This is a genomic window from Lacihabitans sp. CS3-21 (assembly GCF_024343675.1).
Classification (GTDB): domain Bacteria; phylum Bacteroidota; class Bacteroidia; order Cytophagales; family Spirosomataceae; genus Leadbetterella.
This window is the reverse complement of record NZ_RJUD01000098.1, coordinates 72,649-90,847: the sequence shown is the minus strand read 5'-3', so window position 1 is coordinate 90,847 and position 18,199 is coordinate 72,649. Positions and strand designations below refer to the sequence as shown.

General features: G+C 35.7%; 15 protein-coding genes and 1 tRNA gene. 13 read left to right on the top strand and 3 right to left on the bottom strand.

The window, feature by feature from the left end; all coding sequences use genetic code 11:
• Nucleotides 1-5 precede the first annotated feature (5 nt).
• The 13 genes from EGI24_RS16625 (at nucleotide 6) to EGI24_RS16560 (ending at nucleotide 13,584) form a co-directional block, all read left to right on the top strand.
• On the top strand, nucleotides 6-848 hold the full coding sequence (locus EGI24_RS16625) for a DUF3347 domain-containing protein (protein ID WP_255049662.1): 843 nt from the start codon (nucleotides 6-8) through the stop codon (nucleotides 846-848).
• Nucleotides 845-2,296 (top strand): multicopper oxidase family protein, encoded by a 1,452-nt coding sequence (locus EGI24_RS16620; RefSeq protein ID WP_255049661.1) that lies wholly within the window; start codon nucleotides 845-847, stop codon nucleotides 2,294-2,296. Before EGI24_RS16625 ends, EGI24_RS16620 begins: the two co-directional genes overlap by 4 nt.
• On the top strand, nucleotides 2,293-2,853 hold the full coding sequence (locus EGI24_RS16615) for an AraC family transcriptional regulator (protein WP_255049660.1): 561 nt from the start codon (nucleotides 2,293-2,295) through the stop codon (nucleotides 2,851-2,853). The genes EGI24_RS16620 and EGI24_RS16615 overlap by 4 nt, the downstream gene beginning before the upstream one ends.
• A 99-nt stretch (nucleotides 2,854-2,952) precedes the next feature.
• Complete coding sequence (locus EGI24_RS16610; protein ID WP_310586103.1) at nucleotides 2,953-3,510, top strand: 5-fold beta-flower protein; 558 nt, start codon at nucleotides 2,953-2,955, stop codon at nucleotides 3,508-3,510.
• Between the two features lie 4 nt (nucleotides 3,511-3,514).
• Nucleotides 3,515-6,025 (top strand): heavy metal translocating P-type ATPase, encoded by a 2,511-nt coding sequence (locus EGI24_RS16600; protein WP_255049659.1) that lies wholly within the window; start codon nucleotides 3,515-3,517, stop codon nucleotides 6,023-6,025.
• A 34-nt stretch (nucleotides 6,026-6,059) separates the two neighbouring features.
• Nucleotides 6,060-6,791, top strand: a complete 732-nt coding sequence (locus EGI24_RS16595) for a hypothetical protein (RefSeq protein WP_255049658.1) — start codon at nucleotides 6,060-6,062, stop codon at nucleotides 6,789-6,791.
• Between the two features lie 19 nt (nucleotides 6,792-6,810).
• Nucleotides 6,811-7,374, top strand: a complete 564-nt coding sequence (locus EGI24_RS16590) for a DUF2911 domain-containing protein (RefSeq protein WP_255049657.1) — start codon at nucleotides 6,811-6,813, stop codon at nucleotides 7,372-7,374.
• Between the two features lie 70 nt (nucleotides 7,375-7,444).
• On the top strand, nucleotides 7,445-7,651 hold the full coding sequence (locus EGI24_RS16585) for a heavy metal-binding domain-containing protein (RefSeq protein WP_255049656.1): 207 nt from the start codon (nucleotides 7,445-7,447) through the stop codon (nucleotides 7,649-7,651).
• 3 nt (nucleotides 7,652-7,654) lie between these two features.
• Nucleotides 7,655-9,895: a multicopper oxidase domain-containing protein gene (locus EGI24_RS16580; RefSeq protein ID WP_255049655.1), complete on the top strand. Its 2,241-nt coding sequence runs from the start codon at nucleotides 7,655-7,657 to the stop codon at nucleotides 9,893-9,895.
• A 362-nt stretch (nucleotides 9,896-10,257) separates the two neighbouring features.
• Nucleotides 10,258-11,469: a di-heme oxidoredictase family protein gene (locus EGI24_RS16575; protein WP_255049654.1), complete on the top strand. Its 1,212-nt coding sequence runs from the start codon at nucleotides 10,258-10,260 to the stop codon at nucleotides 11,467-11,469.
• A 1-nt stretch (nucleotide 11,470) separates the two neighbouring features.
• A complete protein-coding gene (locus EGI24_RS16570) occupies nucleotides 11,471-11,914 on the top strand; it encodes a ubiquinol-cytochrome c reductase iron-sulfur subunit (RefSeq protein ID WP_255049653.1) in 444 nt (147 codons plus the stop codon).
• A 5-nt stretch (nucleotides 11,915-11,919) separates the two neighbouring features.
• The gene (locus EGI24_RS16565; protein WP_255049652.1) at nucleotides 11,920-13,146 is read left to right on the top strand and encodes a hypothetical protein; all 1,227 of its coding nucleotides are present in this window, start codon (nucleotides 11,920-11,922) and stop codon (nucleotides 13,144-13,146) included.
• Between the two features lie 282 nt (nucleotides 13,147-13,428).
• On the top strand, nucleotides 13,429-13,584 hold the full coding sequence (locus tag EGI24_RS16560) for a DUF4113 domain-containing protein (RefSeq protein WP_255049650.1): 156 nt from the start codon (nucleotides 13,429-13,431) through the stop codon (nucleotides 13,582-13,584).
• Nucleotides 13,585-13,738: 154 nt separating this feature from the next.
• Here the strand turns inward: EGI24_RS16560 and EGI24_RS16555 are convergent.
• The 3 genes from EGI24_RS16555 to EGI24_RS16545 form a co-directional block, all read right to left on the bottom strand.
• Nucleotides 13,739-13,823: transfer RNA gene (locus EGI24_RS16555), tRNA-Ser, on the bottom strand.
• Nucleotides 13,824-14,050: 227 nt separating this feature from the next.
• The gene (locus tag EGI24_RS16550) at nucleotides 14,051-16,849 is read right to left on the bottom strand and encodes a PD-(D/E)XK nuclease family protein (RefSeq protein ID WP_255049649.1); all 2,799 of its coding nucleotides are present in this window, start codon (nucleotides 16,847-16,849) and stop codon (nucleotides 14,051-14,053) included.
• A gap of 26 nt (nucleotides 16,850-16,875) precedes the next feature.
• A complete protein-coding gene (locus EGI24_RS16545; protein ID WP_255049648.1) occupies nucleotides 16,876-18,189 on the bottom strand; it encodes a deoxyribodipyrimidine photo-lyase in 1,314 nt (437 codons plus the stop codon).
• Nucleotides 18,190-18,199: the final 10 nt, after the last annotated feature.

Sequence of the window (18,199 nt, the reverse complement as noted above, 5' to 3'; positions counted from 1 at the left end):
AAATATTGATAACAATCTTTGTATTGTTGTCAGGTGTAGCATGTAAAGCTCAAATAAAAAATGCCTCTTCAGAAACTGTGAAAATTTATGGAAACTGCGAAATGTGCGAGGCAACCATTGAAAAAGCAGGCAACATAAAAAAAATAGCAGAAGTAGATTGGAACGAAGAAACAAAAATGGCTACACTTACTTTTGATTCAAAAAAGACCAATCGAGATGAAATCTTAAAGCGGATTGCATTGGCTGGCTATGACAGCGACAGCTTTCTTGCTCCACTTGATACTTATTCTCAGCTTCCTTCTTGCTGTCAATATGAAAGGAAAGCAAAATTGAAGGAAACCAAAGAATCAACAACAACCTCAGTTTCTAAAACTGAAATGCACGACCATGCCGCCATACCCGAACAAAAACAGGAAGTACAACAGCTGAAAGCAGTTTTTGATAACTATTTTGGCCTGAAAGATGCTTTGGTAAAAACAGATGGAGGTATAGCATCAAGCAAAGCAAATTCTCTTTTATCAGCAATAGGTGCTGTAAAGATGGAAAAATTAACGACTGAAGAACATACTGTTTGGATGAAGGTTGTAAAGGATTTGGGTATTGATGCAGAGCATATTGCAGATACAAAGGATCCAAGCCATCAAAGAGAGCATTTTATCCCTTTATCAAAAAATATGTATCAACTAATAAAAGTATCAAAGCAATCATCGCCTGTTTATTATCAATTCTGCCCAATGGCCAATGACGGCAAAGGAGCTAATTGGCTCAGTAAAGAAAACTCCGTAAAGAACCCATATTATGGTTCCATGATGTTAACCTGCGGTAGCACAATAGAAACTATAAAATGAAAAGAAAAGATTTTTTAAAGACCTTAGGATTTGGTTCAGCGAGTTTGCTCACATCTTCAGGTATTTTGTCCTCTTGTATGAGCGGCATGAACCATGGTGATGCTGTTGTTCCTCAAGTAAATGCCGGATTGTTTATTAATCCATTAAAAATCCCGAAAACGGTTTCTGGAAATACATCTTTAATAGCTCAAAATACTTCAGAGGCTCTTTTGTCAGCATCAAAAGTAAGTGTATTGGGATATGGTGATGGTATTTTAGGCCCCACAATCAGAGTAAGGAAAGGTGATAAAGTGAATATCAATTTGCTTAACAAACTTTCTAACCATTCAAATATCCATTGGCATGGCTTAAAGATTCCTGCTGATATGGATGGACATCCCGACCAAATGGTAATGACTAATGAGACATTCAATTACCAATTTTCCATCAACCAGCAGGCAGGATTAAATTGGTATCATCCACATTTACACGAATCTACTGGAGAGCAAGTTACGCAAGGCTTGGCGGGGCTTTTCGTTGTGGAGTCTGACGAAGAAAAATCATTGTCTTTACCTAGTGGCGAATTTGAAGTGCTTTTAATCATTCAAGACAAAAGAATAGCAAATGATGGTACGATAAAATATAGCCCTACCATGACGGAAATTATGTCGGGTTATTTGGGAGAGAATATATTGGTCAATGGCACGCATAAGCCTTTTTTAGACGTTTCCACCCGATTCTATCGATTCAGAATTCTAAATGGTTCTTCTGCAAGAATTTATAATTTAAGTCTCAGTAATTCAGCCGAATTTTATGTAATTGGTTCAGACGGTGGTATTTTACTTCAACCTGAAAAAGTAAAAAATGTCATTTTGGGTTCGGGTGAAAGGTTAGACATTCTGGTAGACTTTTCGACGATGAAGGTTGGAGAGATGGTTTTCCTAAAAAGCGAGACATTTTTTACAATGGGAAACGCCCAAGGCAACCAACCTTTCGAAATCATGGCTTTTAATGTTAAACGCCTAGAAAGCGATACTTTCAAACTGCCGAATGCTTTGATTCCAGTTCCGAAACTGCCTTCAACAAATAATAAGAGGGTTTTTACGCTAAAAATGGACATGATGAGCAGTGAAGGTATGCATAAAATAAATGGAAAGGTTTATAAATCAGGTAGGATCGATGAAACGGTTAACCTAGGCTCCACTGAGCTTTGGGAGTTTGATAATTCTACTGGAGACGAAGCCCATCCGATGCATGTTCATGGTGTTATGTTTCATGTTGTTTCTCGAACGGGAGGAAGAAATGCCATTCTACCGCATGAAAAAGGATGGAAAGATACGATTCTGGTAGCTCCTGGTGAGAAAGTACAAGTTGCAATGACATTTGAAATCAAAGGGAAATTTGTACTCCACTGCCATAATCTGGAGCATGAAGACGATGGGATGATGTTAAATTTTGAAGTAAAATGAAAATATTTATCAAGAATATGGTTTGTCCTCGCTGTATTTTAGCTGTCAAGATAGAGTTAGATAAGCTTTCGATTCCTTATCAAAAGATTGATTTTGGTGAGGTTGATTTGGTAAATGAGTTAGAGGAAGAGCAAAAAAGGCAATTTGAAGTAGCTTTAAATGTCTTGGGTTTTGAACTATTGATTGACAAAAAAATAATTACAGTTGAAAATGTAAAAATTTTAATTGTAAAGCTTATTCAAGAAGATGAAGATAAAATAAGAATAAATCTATCAGATTATCTAACATCAAAATTGGGTTTGGACTATCATTATCTAACCTCATTATTTTCAGAAATCGAGGGTTACACTATCGAACACTTTTTTATTTCTCAAAAAATCGAAAAGGTCAAAGAGTTATTAGCCTACAATGAATTGACATTGGGTGAAATTGCTTATAAAATGAATTATAGTAGTGTTGGTCATTTAAGCAATCAATTTAAAAAAACTACCAGTCTTACTCCATCCGAGTTTAAAAAAATGGGAGCCAATAGGCGAAAATCAATAGGTATTATTTAGAGAAATAAGCATTTTAAAAAATTTACAACTATTAGCTAAAATTATGTAATAGATTGATATTTCGTCTAAGATACCTTTACATCATAAATAAAAACAAAGATGAAAAATATTAAAAAACTATTTTTGGTGGTAATTATGATTGTGTTTGTTGTTCCTTTTTTTACAAAAGCTCAATCTCGAAATTACAAACAGCCAATGACCAGTATTGATGCCAAAGGCACTGTTAAAAGAGAAGGGGTTACTATAGGTCAGGTCACGAAGGACAACATAATAAATGATGCAAAAGGTAATAAAATAGCCTATGTCGATGGTCAAGGAAATTTAGTTGATGCAAAAGGAAACCTTATGGGTCGAATGGGTAAAGATGGAAAAACCTATCATAATGTTAATGGTGATTTGACATTTAGTGTTAAAGACAATGGAAAGACTTGTAATGTATTTGATGCTTCTGGCAAGAAAATAGGCAATGTGCATTCTAGTTACAAAGGAATGGCTTGCGTTTTGTATTGTTTTCAAAATGATATGGATATGAAAGACCATGTAAAAATGACAGGAGATGCAAAATTTGCTTGCCCCATGCACCCAGAGGTTGCTGGAAAGGAAGGTGATAAGTGCCACAAGTGTGGAATGAAGTTAACAAAAGCAAGTAAAAAATAATAGCATGACCCATAACTATCAAATAACTGGTATGTCATGTAATGGTTGTCGTACAAAAGTGGAAAACACCCTTAATACAATAGAGGGTGTTTCTGCTGTTGTGACATTAGAACCACCAATGGCAGTCATTACAATGGAGAAACACATTTCTACCAAACAATTTCAAACCTCTCTTTCGGCGGTTGGAAATTATACAATAGAGGATGCCAATGCAGTGAAGATTGCTTCAAAAAATGACGGTAATAAAAAACCCGATTTAGCTATTGATAAAACAAAATCATTACTTAATAATGGGAATGGCAAATACTATTGCCCGATGCACTGTGAGGGTGAAAAGCTATATGATAAAGCTGGAGATTGCCCCGTATGTGGTATGGATTTGGTACAACAAGCAAGTATTTCGCAAAAAACTGAATATACTTGTCCTATGCATCCCGAAATCATACGTGATGAACCAGGTGCCTGCCCAATTTGTGGAATGGATTTAGTCCTGATAGCAGCAAGCGAAACGGAAGATAACAAGACCTACAAAGACTTGATAAGAAAAATGAAAATAGCTGTTGCATTTACGATTCCAGTATTTGCAATAGCTATGTCCGCCATGATACCCAATGATCCATTAATGAAAATAATGGAACATGCTGAGTGGAATTGGGTGCAATTTGTACTAACACTTCCTGTAGTTTTTTATGCTTGTTGGATGTTTTTTGTGCGTGCTTGGAAATCTATTATCACTTGGAATCTAAATATGTTTACCCTTGTGGGTATCGGAACGGGAGTGGCTTTTTTGTTTAGTGTTGTCGGAATGTTGTTCCCAAATCTCTTTCCAAACGAATTCAAAAGTGAAACTGGAACTGTCCATCTTTATTTTGAAGCTACAACAGTAATCTTAACTTTGGTTTTATTAGGTCAATTATTAGAAGCAAAGGCTCATAGTCAAACAAGCGGAGCTATCAAAGAATTACTAAAATTAGCCCCAACAGAAGCCACTTTGGTGATTGATGGAAAAGATAAAATAATTTCAATTCACGACATTAAAAAGGGGGATTTGTTACGCTTAAAACCTGGCGATAAGATTCCTGTGGATGGAAAAATAACTACTGGCGAAGGTTCTATTGACGAATCAATGATTACGGGTGAGCCTATCCCAGTTGATAAAAAAGTGGGAGATTCTGTAAGTTCGGGAACAATCAACGGCAACAAATCATTTGTAATGATTGCCGAAAAAATAGGTTCTGAAACCTTGCTTTCACAGATAATTCAGATGGTCAATGATGCCAGCCGCTCAAAAGCACCCATCCAAAAATTAGCAGATAGCATTGCCAAATATTTTGTGCCAATTGTTGTAGCTATCTCTATCATTACGTTCTTGGTTTGGGCAAAATTTGGTCCAGAACCAGCCTTGGTTTACGGTTTTATTAATGCCATAGCCGTTTTAATTATTGCTTGTCCGTGTGCATTAGGTTTGGCTACACCCATGTCGGTCATGGTTGGTGTTGGAAAGGGTGCATCGTCAGGCGTTTTAATAAAAAATGCCGAAGCCTTAGAAAATTTAAACAAAGTAAATGTTTTAATCATTGATAAAACAGGTACTATTACCGAGGGTAAACCTTCGGTAGAAAAAATATATGCGACACAACAAAATGAAGATTTACTACAAGACATCGCTTCATTAAATCAATATAGTGAGCATCCATTAGCCGAAGCAGTTGTAAAATATGCCAAAGAAAAAAACATTTCATTAATAGAAGTGAAAGATTTTGAAGCAATTGCAGGAAAAGGGGTAGTTGGAACCGTCAAGAATAAAAAAGTCGCTCTTGGTAATATAGCCCTCATGGAACAAGTTGGAGCAAGCGTTTCTGAGGAATTAGAAAGCAAGATTATTAATGAACAAAAATTAGGTAAAACGGTGTCTTACATTGCTATTAATGGCATTGCGGAAGGATTTGTAGCCATTACTGATGCCATTAAAATAACCAGTAAAGCCGCCATACAAGAACTGATGCAACAAGGTGTTGAAGTTATCATGCTAACAGGCGATAACGAAAATACGGCAAAAGCAGTGGCGAGTGAGCTAAGTTTAAGTGGATTTAAAGCTGGATGCTTGCCTGAGGATAAATTGAAAGAAATAAAACGCCTCCAAGCATTAGGAAAAGTAGTAGCAATGGCTGGCGATGGTATCAATTATGCACCTGCATTGGCACAAGCGGATGTGGGAATTGCTATGGGAACAGGAACAGATGTGGCCATTGAAAGTGCCAAAATAACTTTAGTAAAGGGTGATTTACAAGGAATTGTAAAAGCTAAAAATTTAAGCCATGCTGTGATGAAAAACATTAAGCAAAACTTATTTTTTGCCTTTATTTACAACACACTTGGCGTGCCAATTGCAGCAGGGGTTTTATTTCCGTTTTTTGGTATTCTATTATCACCCATGATTGCAGCATTGGCCATGAGTTTTAGTTCAGTTTCGGTTATTGCAAACGCTTTAAGGTTGAAAAGTATTAAGTTATAGCGAATATTGAAAGACTAATTTTAAACCATTATAAATGAAAAAAGGAGAGTTTCAAAGAAAAATCAGGAAAGTACATCGCTTTTTGGGTGTTGCTTTAGGTATTCAGTTTCTATTCTGGACGATAGGCGGTTTGTATTTCAGTTGGTCAGACATGGACGAAATCCATGGCGATCATCAAAAGGCTCATATTCATCCCTTGGGAGTGGATTTGAATTTGGCAAATCCGCAAAGTATCATTGAGAAAATAAAAGAAAAGGATAGTATTAATTTTGTTTTTGACCTAAAGTTGATTCAGATTTTTGGTGAGCCAGTATATCAAATTACCTATTCGAAGACTCATGACAGGGGAAGAAAAATACAATTGGCCTATGCCCAAACAGGTGCTTTGCGTGCTCCATTAACGAAAGAAGAGGCCGTGAATATGGCAAAAGCCAATTTCGCTGATGATGCCAAAGTAAAACAAGTGGAATATTTAACGACCACAAATGGTCACCATGAATACCGTGAGCAGCCTTTACCAGCGTATGCAGTCACTTTTAATCATCCTTCCCATACTACGGTTTATGTTGCCGCCGATTTAGCATCTGTTCAAAAATTCAGAAACAATAAATGGAGGGTTTTTGATTTTTTATGGATGATGCACACCATGGACTACCAAAGCAGAGACAATATTTCTAATTGGTTATTAAGGGTGTTTTCTGTGTTTGGGCTATTTTCTATTCTATCTGGATTCATTCTGTTTTTTGTAAGTCGTAAAAGAAAATAATATTTAAATATCAAAGAAAATGAAAAAAAACATCTTAATCATTTTGAGCATTATTTTATCAAACTGCGTGTTTGCTCAGCACGAAAACCATCAACCTAAAGCTGATACTACCAAAACAGCCGTAAAGCCCAAAAGCCCCAAAATGACAGCCATGGCAATGGTGGGCAACAATCATGTACACATTGAATATGGCTCTCCGAGTGTAAGAGGGAGGTCAATTTGGAACGGCTTGGTGGCCTACAACCAAGTATGGGCAACGGGAGCACACCATGCTACTTGGATTGATTTCTCGCAAGATGTAATGATTCAAGGCAAACATATTCCAAAAGGCAAGTACGGATTTTTTACTATTCCCAACAATAAAACGTGGACGATTATTCTTAGCAAAACTTGGGACATGCACCTTGCGGATGATTACAAACAAGAAAATGACATTTTAAGATTGAGCGTGAAGCCAAGCAAAAGTAAGAAAATAACAGAGGCTTTGACTTATGAAGTATTGGCCACAAATGACAAAAAAGGAAAAATAAAAATGAGCTGGGAATATTTGAGTGTAGCGTTTGATTTTGAGAATATGAAATGAAGAAAATAGTATATCTATTCAAATGGATTTTTAAGAAAATGTTTATCAAAAATTGTTGTAAATAATTGAAATGAAAAATTTAATAATTGTTGCCTTAATATTAATGATGGGGTCTTGCAATTCAGCCAAAACTGAATCTTCAAAAGTGGCCCAGTCCTATTCTTGCTCAATGCATCCCGAAATCATCGGCAAAGAAGGCGAAAAATGCTCAGATTGTGGAATGGATTTAACCGAGCCAGTTACACAAAACCCAGATTCAACCACACTAAAAAAGTAAAATATGAAAGCTAAATGTCTGATAGTGTTGTTGGTAGTCTCTTTGGCGGTTGCTGGTCAAAAAGTGGTTCGGTACGATTTGTATGTCAGAGACACCATTGTCAATTTTAATGGTAAGGAAAAACATGCAATTGCTGTAAATGGACAAATACCAATGCCTACGCTCACTTTTACAGAAGGTGACACAGCAGAAATCCACGTCTACAATGAGTTAAAGGAAACCACATCACTTCACTGGCATGGTTTGTTATTGCCCAATAAAGAAGATGGTGTGCCGAATTTGACACAAATGCCCATAAAACCCAATACCACACATATTTATAGATTTCCAATCATTCAGCATGGCACGCATTGGTACCACAGCCACAGCGGTTTGCAGGAACAAATAGGTATGTATGGAAACTTTGTGATGTTAAAAAAGCAAAAAGATCCGTCATTTAGAAAAGGCATAGATGATTTGCCGACTGTTCCCATAGTGCTGAGCGAATGGACAGACTATAAGCCCGAAAACGTGCATAGAATGTTGCATAATGCCACGGATTGGTTTGCGATAAGAAAAAATGCTACGCAAAGTTATTCTGAAGCTATTAAAGCTGGGCATCTTAAAACCAAACTACTCAATGAAGGCAAAAGAATGTTGGCCATGGACGTTAGTGATGTCTATTATGACAAAATTTTTATGAATGGGAAGCCATCAACTGACATAAAAACCATAGATGGAAAACCTTTGAAAGCTGGAGATAAAGTACGCTTACGAATCTCTAATGGAGGAGCGTCTTCCTATTTTTGGTTGAGATATGCAGGTGGTAAAATGATTGTAGTAGCCAACGACGGCAACGATGTAGAACCTGTCGAAGTGGATAGATTTATCATTGCTGTTTCAGAAACTTACGATGTAGTTATTACCATTCCCACTGAAAGTACAGCTTTTGAGTTTCTGGCTACCACCGAAGATCGTACAAACTCTGCTTCTATTTATTTTGGTGATGGTGTCAAACAACTTATTTCGCCAATGCCTCGACTCAAATATTTTGAGGGAATGAAAATGATGAATTCGATGATGAAAATAAACGGTGATTTGGATGATATGGGTATGAGAATGAGCCTCAACCAAATGGATATGAATGTCGTGATGTATCCTGAAATTACAGGAAACTCCAAGCCAAAACAGTCAGATGATGACCCGAATAGGTACAACGCCAATAGCCTTGCAGATATCGTAACCCTTAACTATGCAATGCTAAAATCTACAACAAAAACCAATTTGCCCGATAATGTGCCAGTTAAGGAGCTAAAGTTTGAACTTACTGGCAACATGAATCGGTACGTATGGAGCATGGATAACAAGGTTGTTTCTGAATCCGACAAGATATTGATTAAAAAAGGGGAAAACATAAAAATCATAATTTACAACGGCTCTATGATGCGTCATCCCATGCATTTGCATGGCCATGATTTTAGATTACTGAATGGAAAAGCAGACCATGCACCCCTTAAAAACATAGTGGATATTATGCCGATGGAAACCGATACGCTTGAATTTAATGCCAATGCTGAGGGGGATTGGTTTTTTCACTGCCATATTTTATACCACATGATGAGTGGAATGGGAAGGGTTTTGACCTATGAAAATCAAGCTCCAAATCCTTTAATTCCCAATCCTAAATTGGCCCAAAGGAAATTATTTGCAGACGATAGAGGATTTCATTTAATGGCCGAAAACGATTTTGCCACCAATGGTAATGATGGCATGTTTATGATTCAAAATACCCGTTGGATGATGGGAACTGAATGGCGACTCGGATATCATGATAAACACGGCTACGAAACCGAAACACATTTAGGGAGATATTTGGGCAAAATGCAATGGTTAATGCCTTTTATAGGTTTTGATTGGCGGTACCGGAAATTTGATATGGATGAAATGGGCTTGACAAAGTATGAAAAGAATATTTTTGGACAGACCAATACAAAGGATAATCGCCAACAGTTTAGCTTGGGTTTAGCTTACACATTGCCCATGTTATTTATTTTGCAAACCGAAGTTTACCACGGCGGAAACTTGAGAGTACAATTGATGCGTGAGGATATACCGATTGCTAAACGGCTCAGAGCCAGTCTGATGGTAAATACAGATAAAGAATATATGGCAGGTTTAAAATATATTGTAAATAAAAATCTAGGAATGAATTTGCATTACGATAGTGATATGGGCTTGGGAATCGGCTTGATACTGAATTATTAATTGGAAGCTGATTTTTTAAACGAACCTACATGTTTGTGTTTCATTTTTTTAAGGTTATTCAAGAGAAAATTTATAGAATTTACCACAATAGAATTCAGTTAATGGCATTCAGGAAAGTTTAATTTTGACACTTTACTTTGTTAAGTAATTGATAATCAAAGCCCCATAGGAATTTGATTATTCTAACAAAAACTACACCACCGAGCCTAGCACCCCAGGGGTTTAACTATCTGATTTTATGATGTTTTTGTATTTTTCGGATTCTAATGGAATTCTTTGAAAGATAATTATAATAAATAAGTTAGATTATTCTAACAAATATTTTAGTATATTCTAAAATTTTATATCTTTGTACTCAAATCATGAATACCAGATATAAAATGAAAATACTTTTTCAATACTTATTTATTTCAGGAATTGGTTTATTGTCAACTTCTTGTGAAAAAATATTGCCCAGTTCACCCGAAGAAAATGAAGTTTTAGACGGAACAATAGATGCACTCTCAACTGCCGAAACCGCAAAGTTTTTGCGTGGAGATGTTGCCTTTGCAAGAGTTTTTACTTCAACCACAGGTCTTGGGCCACTTTTTGTTTCTAACTCATGTATCAGTTGCCATGCTGGTGACGGAAAAGGACATCCATCAACTAGTTTAGTGCGTTTTGGCCAAATTAATGAAACTGGCAATCAATTTCTGAATCAAGGAGGACCACAATTACAGCACAGAGCCATTGTGGGATTTATGCCAGAAACCATACCATCTGGTGCTACGCATTCTACATTTATTGCTCCAGCAAATACAGGTTTAGGGTTTTTAGAGGCAGTTTCTGATGCTGATATATTGGCTCTGTCTGACCCAGAAGATAAAGATCACGATGGTATTTCGGGTGTACCCAACTGGATAGAGTTAGCAGATTTTGTAAAACCAAAATCGAATGCAATCAGTAAAAATGGAAAATATATCGGTCGTTTTGGAAGAAAAGCCGGAGCATATAATCTTCTGAATCAAACGGTTAATGCCTACAATCAAGACATGGGCGTTGTAAGTTCGTTTTCAGCAAGGGATACTTTTAGCGGAGAAAACCAAGACTTTGAGGTAAGCGATAATGAAATCGCAGATTTGGTGCTTTATTTACAAACACTAAAAGCTCCTTTACAGCGAAACTCCACAAATCAAGATATTAAAGATGGTAAGGGTCTTTTTATCAAAAGCCAATGTAGCTCTTGTCATATTCCACAAATGACAACTGGGCCATCGAGCATTGCTGGAATAAATAACAAAACATTTGCGGCTTACACCGACCTGCTCATGCATGATATGGGCAATGGCCTAGATGACAATTATACGGAAGGGACTGCCAAAACTTACGAATGGCGAACGACACCACTTTGGGGCTTAGGTCTGTCGAAAGATTCGCAAGGAGGCAAAATGCATTTATTGCACGATGGTCGGGCAAAAAGTATAGATGAAGCAATCACTCTGCACGGAGGCGAAGCAGCCAATAGCCGTCAGCGGTATTTGGCATTGACGGTAAACGAAAAACAATTACTTATTAAATTTTTAGAAAGCCTTTAATATGAAAAGAAGAGATTTTTTTAAATCTGGTTGTCTCACTTGTTTGGGTGGTGGTGCCATGTTGATGACTTTGCAGGCTTGTAGCCATGCCTATTTTGCTCAGCAGGTAGATTTGAGAGAGAATAAATTGGTTATCAAGAAGAGCGAATTTGTTGAAATCAAGAAAGAGGTTCAGAGTTTACGAAATGTAGTAGTAGCCAAATATGAAAAATTGGGATTTCCGATTGCCGTTTTTCGAGTTGCTGAAGACCAATATTCTGCTATTTATCTAGAATGCACCCATCAAGGCAACGAAGTACGGCCGCATGGCAACTTTCTGATTTGCGAAGGACACGGAAGCGAATTTGACAATCAAGGGAAAGTGCTGCAAGGACCTGCTGAAAAAGCCTTACGAACTTTTAATGTGACTACAGACAAAGACAATATTTATATAAATTTAGCTTGAAAAAGATGTTAAAACATTACGCCTTATTTATATTATTATCAGTTATTTCTCAAAGGGCTTTTTCCCAAATAGACAGTACTTTATTCAAACGTATACCTAAGACAGATTCAAGCAAAATGAATATCGATGCGGTTTACAACCGGCCATTTTTACAGGTCGGTCGCACACCTTTAGGTATTGGGGGCTATGCTGAGCTAAATACAAACTATGGTGTTACAGATGGTATAAGTGAAGGAATGTCTTTTCAAATGCGAAGAATGACCTTGTTTTTGGGAGGAAGTTTGCATCCGAAAATAAAATTTATGTCAGAAATAGAATTTGAAGACGGCACAAAAGAAATAAATATTGAGTTTGCCGCTATTGATTTTCAGTTTGATAATATTTTCAATTTTAGAGGAGGAGTAGTTGTGAATCCCATTGGTGCTTTTAATCAAAATCACGATGGACCGAAATGGGAGTTTATAGATCGACCAATGTCTGCCACTGAGCTGCTTCCAGCCACGTTTTCAAATGTCGGAATGGGCATTTATGGCAAAAAGTATACCAAGCAATGGGTATTTGCTTACGAAGCATATCTTACCAACGGCTTTGATGACTCCATCATTGACAATGATTTTAGCCGTACATCATTATCAGCCGCAAAAGCCAATAGAGACCGCTTTGAAGAAAGTAGTAACGGTAAGCCTTTGTTGACAGGGAAAGTAGCTCTTAGAAACCGGAAAGTTGGAGAATTGGGGCTGTCGTACATGGGTGGAGTTTATAATAAATTTCAAGACGATGGTTTCATTTTGGCACCCAAAAGAGCCTTAAAAGTGCTTGCAATAGACTTTAATTCGGTACTAAAAAAGACCAAAACCGCTTTTACAGCAGAATGGGCTTGGATAAATGTTGATTTTCCTAACAATTATGCTGTACAATATGGCAATACGCAAAATGGAGGTTTTCTTGACATAGTTCAGCCAGTTTTCAAAAAACCATTGATGGGTTTTCCAAACTCTACCTTTTATGTGTCTTGTCGTTTAGATCGAGTCGATTGGAATACAGGGAAATTTACTGAAACATCAAGCAAAATATATGATGAAACCATCTCTATAATGCCAGCTATAAGTTGGAGACCCATAACATCTACTGTTGTTCGACTCAATTATCGTCACCAAAAAAAATGGGATTTGTTAGGCAATCCACCTGCTAACAGTGGTATTATTCAATTTGGTCTGTCGAGTTATTTTTAAAATCTATAAATTCAATATTTTAATCATATCTTCAAACAGAATATTAAAAATTGTTATCCGTCTTTCAAAAGAGTTGTTTCTTGGAAACGTCGCCACTATAATGCATATTCCGTTGAAGGTGAGCTAGCCATTCCGTTTATAGTAAGCCAATGGAGCCTAGAGATATAACTGCAAAGTAGGTTATGGATATAAAAAGCTGGGGTAATGTTACTAGATTTCTGTAACGAAAATGAAATACAACATACACTCTTCGATATACTTGATCCTCGACACAAAATATTAATGAAGACAGTAGATAAGCTTAAAACGGCCATTGGGCAACAAAAAGTGAAGCTGGCAATACAAGACAAGGATCGGGTGTGGAAGATGAAGCAGGAGAAGCTTTCTAGACGATTTACAACAAAGCTGAGCGAAGTTATTGAGGTGCGATTCGAATAAACGGAGAAATTGAAATGTCAAACGCCTCACTTCTCCTAATTTTCAAACATAACGGCAAGCAACACTAGATATTTGGGGTATTCTAAAAAGTGGGGCTAAATGCGGGCTATTTTTAAGAAAAAAGCCCTTCTAGGTATCCTAGAAGGGCTTTCAGCAGAGAGAGAGGGATTCGAACCCCCGGACCTTTGACAGTCAACGGTTTTCAAGACCGCCGCATTCGACCGCTCTGCCATCTCTCTAATTGAATGGTCGTTCTTAAATCGGATGCAAAGATAGTAGTTTTTTCTAACTTGTCAAATCGTATTTTAGATTTTTTGTGAAATAAAAATCAAAAAAAATAGAAGTATTTAATTGTCAACTATTTCTGAATGAATATTTTTTTGAAAAAATATTTAATATAAAATCTGAAAACCGCGTTTTTAAAAGCTTTGGGACTTATGCAGCCAACATAAATAAATTCAAAAGCCTAATTTCTTTGGCACACATTTATAAAATCACAGTATTTACATTGGTTCTTGTCCTGCGTTTGAACAAAGCAAGTTTCTGTAGAAAGTAATTCTGACACTATTTTAGTCAGTAATAGATTAACGGCTTCAATAATTTCATTGTGGGTAAACATACTTTTATTAAAAGATATGTCGGCACCAAGATTTCTAAATGAATAAATCACCAACTGCAAATCTTCCAGAATGATTTTCAGCCCAAAGTCCTGCTCCATTCCAGTCTTGTTACTGAAGATCAAAAAATAATAAATGATCAACTGCCTAAGTTTACTTTTTTCTGGATTCAATAATGTTTCTGCTAGGTCATTATCTTTGTCCAAATGCAAATCCTTCAACTCAACTTTTCCAGTTTTATAGTCAATAATTCGAAGGCCAAACGGATGTAATTCTATTTTATCAATAACACCTTTCAACTTTAGTTCCACATTGTTTATCGCTTGGATTGAAGTCAATTCCTTTTCAATGCCCAATATTTTAAAGTTTCCTCCAAACTCAGATTCTCTTTTATAAAAATATTTCTCAATGATTTTCTTGACGACAGAAATCAGAATTAAATTCATTCCTGAATCAAAATCAAAAGATTTATGCTCGTTTTTGATGAGAGATAATTGATTTTCAACTTCATCTTTTTGATTTTGTAGAACTTCTTTATCAATTGGATTTTTCGAATCTAAATATGGTTTATCCAGATTTTCCAAAACCTTATGAACTATTGTCCCAAAAACATCTGTTCCAATCTGACTTTTGAGCTCATCTTCGTTTTTGATTTTGAGAATGTATTTCCAATAAAACCTAAGACTGCAAGATAAATAATCATTGATGGAACTTGCACTTAGTCCTTTGTTGACTAGAAAATCAGTAATTTGCGATAAACTTTCCTTTTTTACTATTATATCAGAACCTGATTTATTATTTTCTGAATGTTTAAAATTTACGGAAGGGTAGCTTACTTTTATTTTTGGATTATATATACAAAGTTCCACTTCAACTTGTCGGATAAATCTACTTTTTTCTTTGTTTCCTAAAGCCTCCGATGCACCATTTAGATATAAAAAATTGAGTGTTTGAGCTCTTTGCATTAATCTAAAAAAATGATACGCCATGATGGCATCTTGATCAGAATAAAGCGGTAATCCAAATATCTTGCAGGCATCAAAAGGGAAAAAAGAATTTGTTTTCTTTATAGATGGCAAATTCCCTTCGTTGAAAGATAATATTGTAACACACTCAAAATCAAGACATCGGGTTTCTAGCATACTCATAATTTGCAAAGGCGTGTCAGAGTCACCTTCAAAAGGCACACGCTCATTTTTCAGCAAATCTTCTATCAAAGCACTAAAGGATTTTAGGTTTAAAGCTATCCCTAACCTTAATTTCTCTTTGATTAGATTCAATTTGTTCTTGAGTACATTTGCAAAAACATACTCTAAATCTCTAAAATCAGAACCCTGTATATCAAAAAACTTTCCTAGAATAAATTCCAATGACTCAATACAATCCAAAGCTGAACCTTTTCTGAAGAAGTTTTGAAGCAAATCACAACTCAAACCTTGATTTATGAACCAATTATAATCATAAAAAAGTTTTTTGCTGGCTCTGATTTTTGTTTGAAGTAGATCAAATTTATCAAGAGATATTTCATTAATTATTAAGCTCTTAAAAATCTGATTATCGGAAATTTTACTTAATACCGAATTATGAATTTTTAAGTCATCATTGTGTTCATGGTTTTGATAGCATCCTATCAAAAGCCTCAAAACTTCCGAAAAATGGCTACTTGAAATGGGTAAACCGATAGAAATATTAAATGGAAGTTGTAAAGCGGGAATGTTTAGTAAAAGTGGCAAAAACTGATTTTCATCTAAAACTACTATAACATGTTTTTGATTACGAGCTTCTTGTGCAAGGTTGTAGATCAGTTTTGACTGTAAACTATCGTTGTTAAGCTCAAAAATTCGCACTTTTTTTTCGGAGTTTTTCAAATGGCTATTTTGAAAATTCCATTTACCAAATTTTCCAGATTTTTTATATCCTCTTAATTTTTTGCCAGCCTTATTCTGAGAATTCATGTAGAAATCATCGGTATCCCAAATACACTCAGACATATTTGCTTTTTCTAAGGTTTCAATGATTTTTTCCTCAGATTTACTGAGAGCATTTAATCCCACGAAATAGTATTTCTTAATCTCATTTGAAAGAAGCCAATCGGGATTCTCAGCAACTTTCCTGTAAACCATGCCTCTGTAGCACTTTTTGTCTTTTAATAGTTTTTCGTTTAGTTTTTCATAAACTTCAGATATTCTATCAAAAAAACTAAAATAACTTTGTGCAGTGGATGTAAATACATAATCATTGTCGAGTTCCCACCTACTCAGGGCATCGGCTTCGCTCATGTATTTGAACAGCAAGTGAGGGTTTTCAACCAAAGAAAAATCAATATTTTCAAAATCTTTCAATAAAGTAGGAACCCATGACATGAATTTCTCAAAACTCTGGCTCGGATCTATTTTCGATAGAATACCATAAATTTCAAAATATAAATCGACGTTGTCGAGTGTAGTAAAATCGGCTGTTCTTAAAATAAAATCGTCGATTGATTCAATTTTTGGAGCAAAAAAAGGAGATTCTGATAATTCTGAAAGTGCCTTTTTAAAGAAAAACACAGCCCTCCTACTAGGTAAAATAACCTGAAGATTTTGCAAGTCATTTTTATTATGACTTTCAAAAATAGATTTAGCCGCTAATTCTAAAAAAGACTGCATTACATGATTTTTGTGCAATATCAGACTTATTCAGCTTCATTCAAAGCCTCTTTATAAACTTTTAGAGCTCTTTCTCTCGCCATTTTATGATCTACAATTGGCTTCGGATAGTTTGAACTCAAAAATTCTGGCACCCATTTTTTGATGTAGGTGAGTTCTTTATCGAATTTAAGCGTTTGTGACTCAGGATTAAAAATTCTAAAATATGGGGCCGCGTCGCAGCCGCTACTAGAAGCCCATTGCCATCCTCCATTATTTGCAGAAAAATCGAAATCATTTAGTTTTTGAGCAAAATAAGCCTCGCCCCACCGCCAATCAATCAACAGATGTTTGCAAAGAAAACTTGCCACTACCATTCTAACTCTGTTGTGCATGAATCCGGTATTGTTCAATTCTCGCATGCCTGCATCTACTAACCAATATCCTGTTTTTCCTTCGCACCAAGCTTTAAACTCTGCTTCGCTATTTCTCCAAGGAATTTTGTCATAAGCTTTTTTAAAAGCCAAACGGGCATTGATTTGGGGGAAATTGGCCAAAATATTCATGTAAAAATCTCTCCAGATGAGTTCATTAAGCCAAGTTTCACTAAACATTTCAGCATATTGGACACATTTCCTAATACTGATTGTTCCAAATCTCAAATGAATACTTAGCCTACTAGTTGCATTTATTCCAGGAAAATCTCTTTTTTCTTTATATCCGGTTAGAATTGATTTGGAAAGTGTTGGCTTAGAGAATAAAATTTCAGTTTTCACAAATCCGATATCTTTCAAACTTGGAATATTTAAATTTTCAATCTTTAAAAATTTGTTGAAATACTTTTCGTTTGGATAGCTCTTTTTGTAAAATCCATTCATTTTCTCCTTCCATTTTCGCATATAAGGAGTAAAAACTGTATAGGGAGTACCTGTAGCAGAAAGTACTTCAGATTTTTCAAAAACACATTGATCTTTAAAACTGTAAAATTCCACATGATTTTCTTCGCATAAATTACTTATGACGAGGTCTCTATCTGTTGCGTATTTCTCATAATCATGATTACAAAATACTTTTTTTATGGAAAACTCCCCAAGCAAACTTTCCCAAATTTCATTGGGCAAACCGTATTTAACAAGAAGGTCTGAGTCAAGCATGTTTAACTGTTTCTTAATTGAAAATACCGCCTGGTGAATAAAATCTACTCTTCTATCTTTTTTTTCTTCTAATTTATCCAGTATGTTTTTGTCGAAAATAAATAACGGAAGCACTTTCAAACCAGATTTTAAGGCCCTAAATAAGCCAGCATTGTCATCTAACCTCAAATCTCTTCTAAACCAAAATATAGCTATTTCTTCTTTCATATATTACATT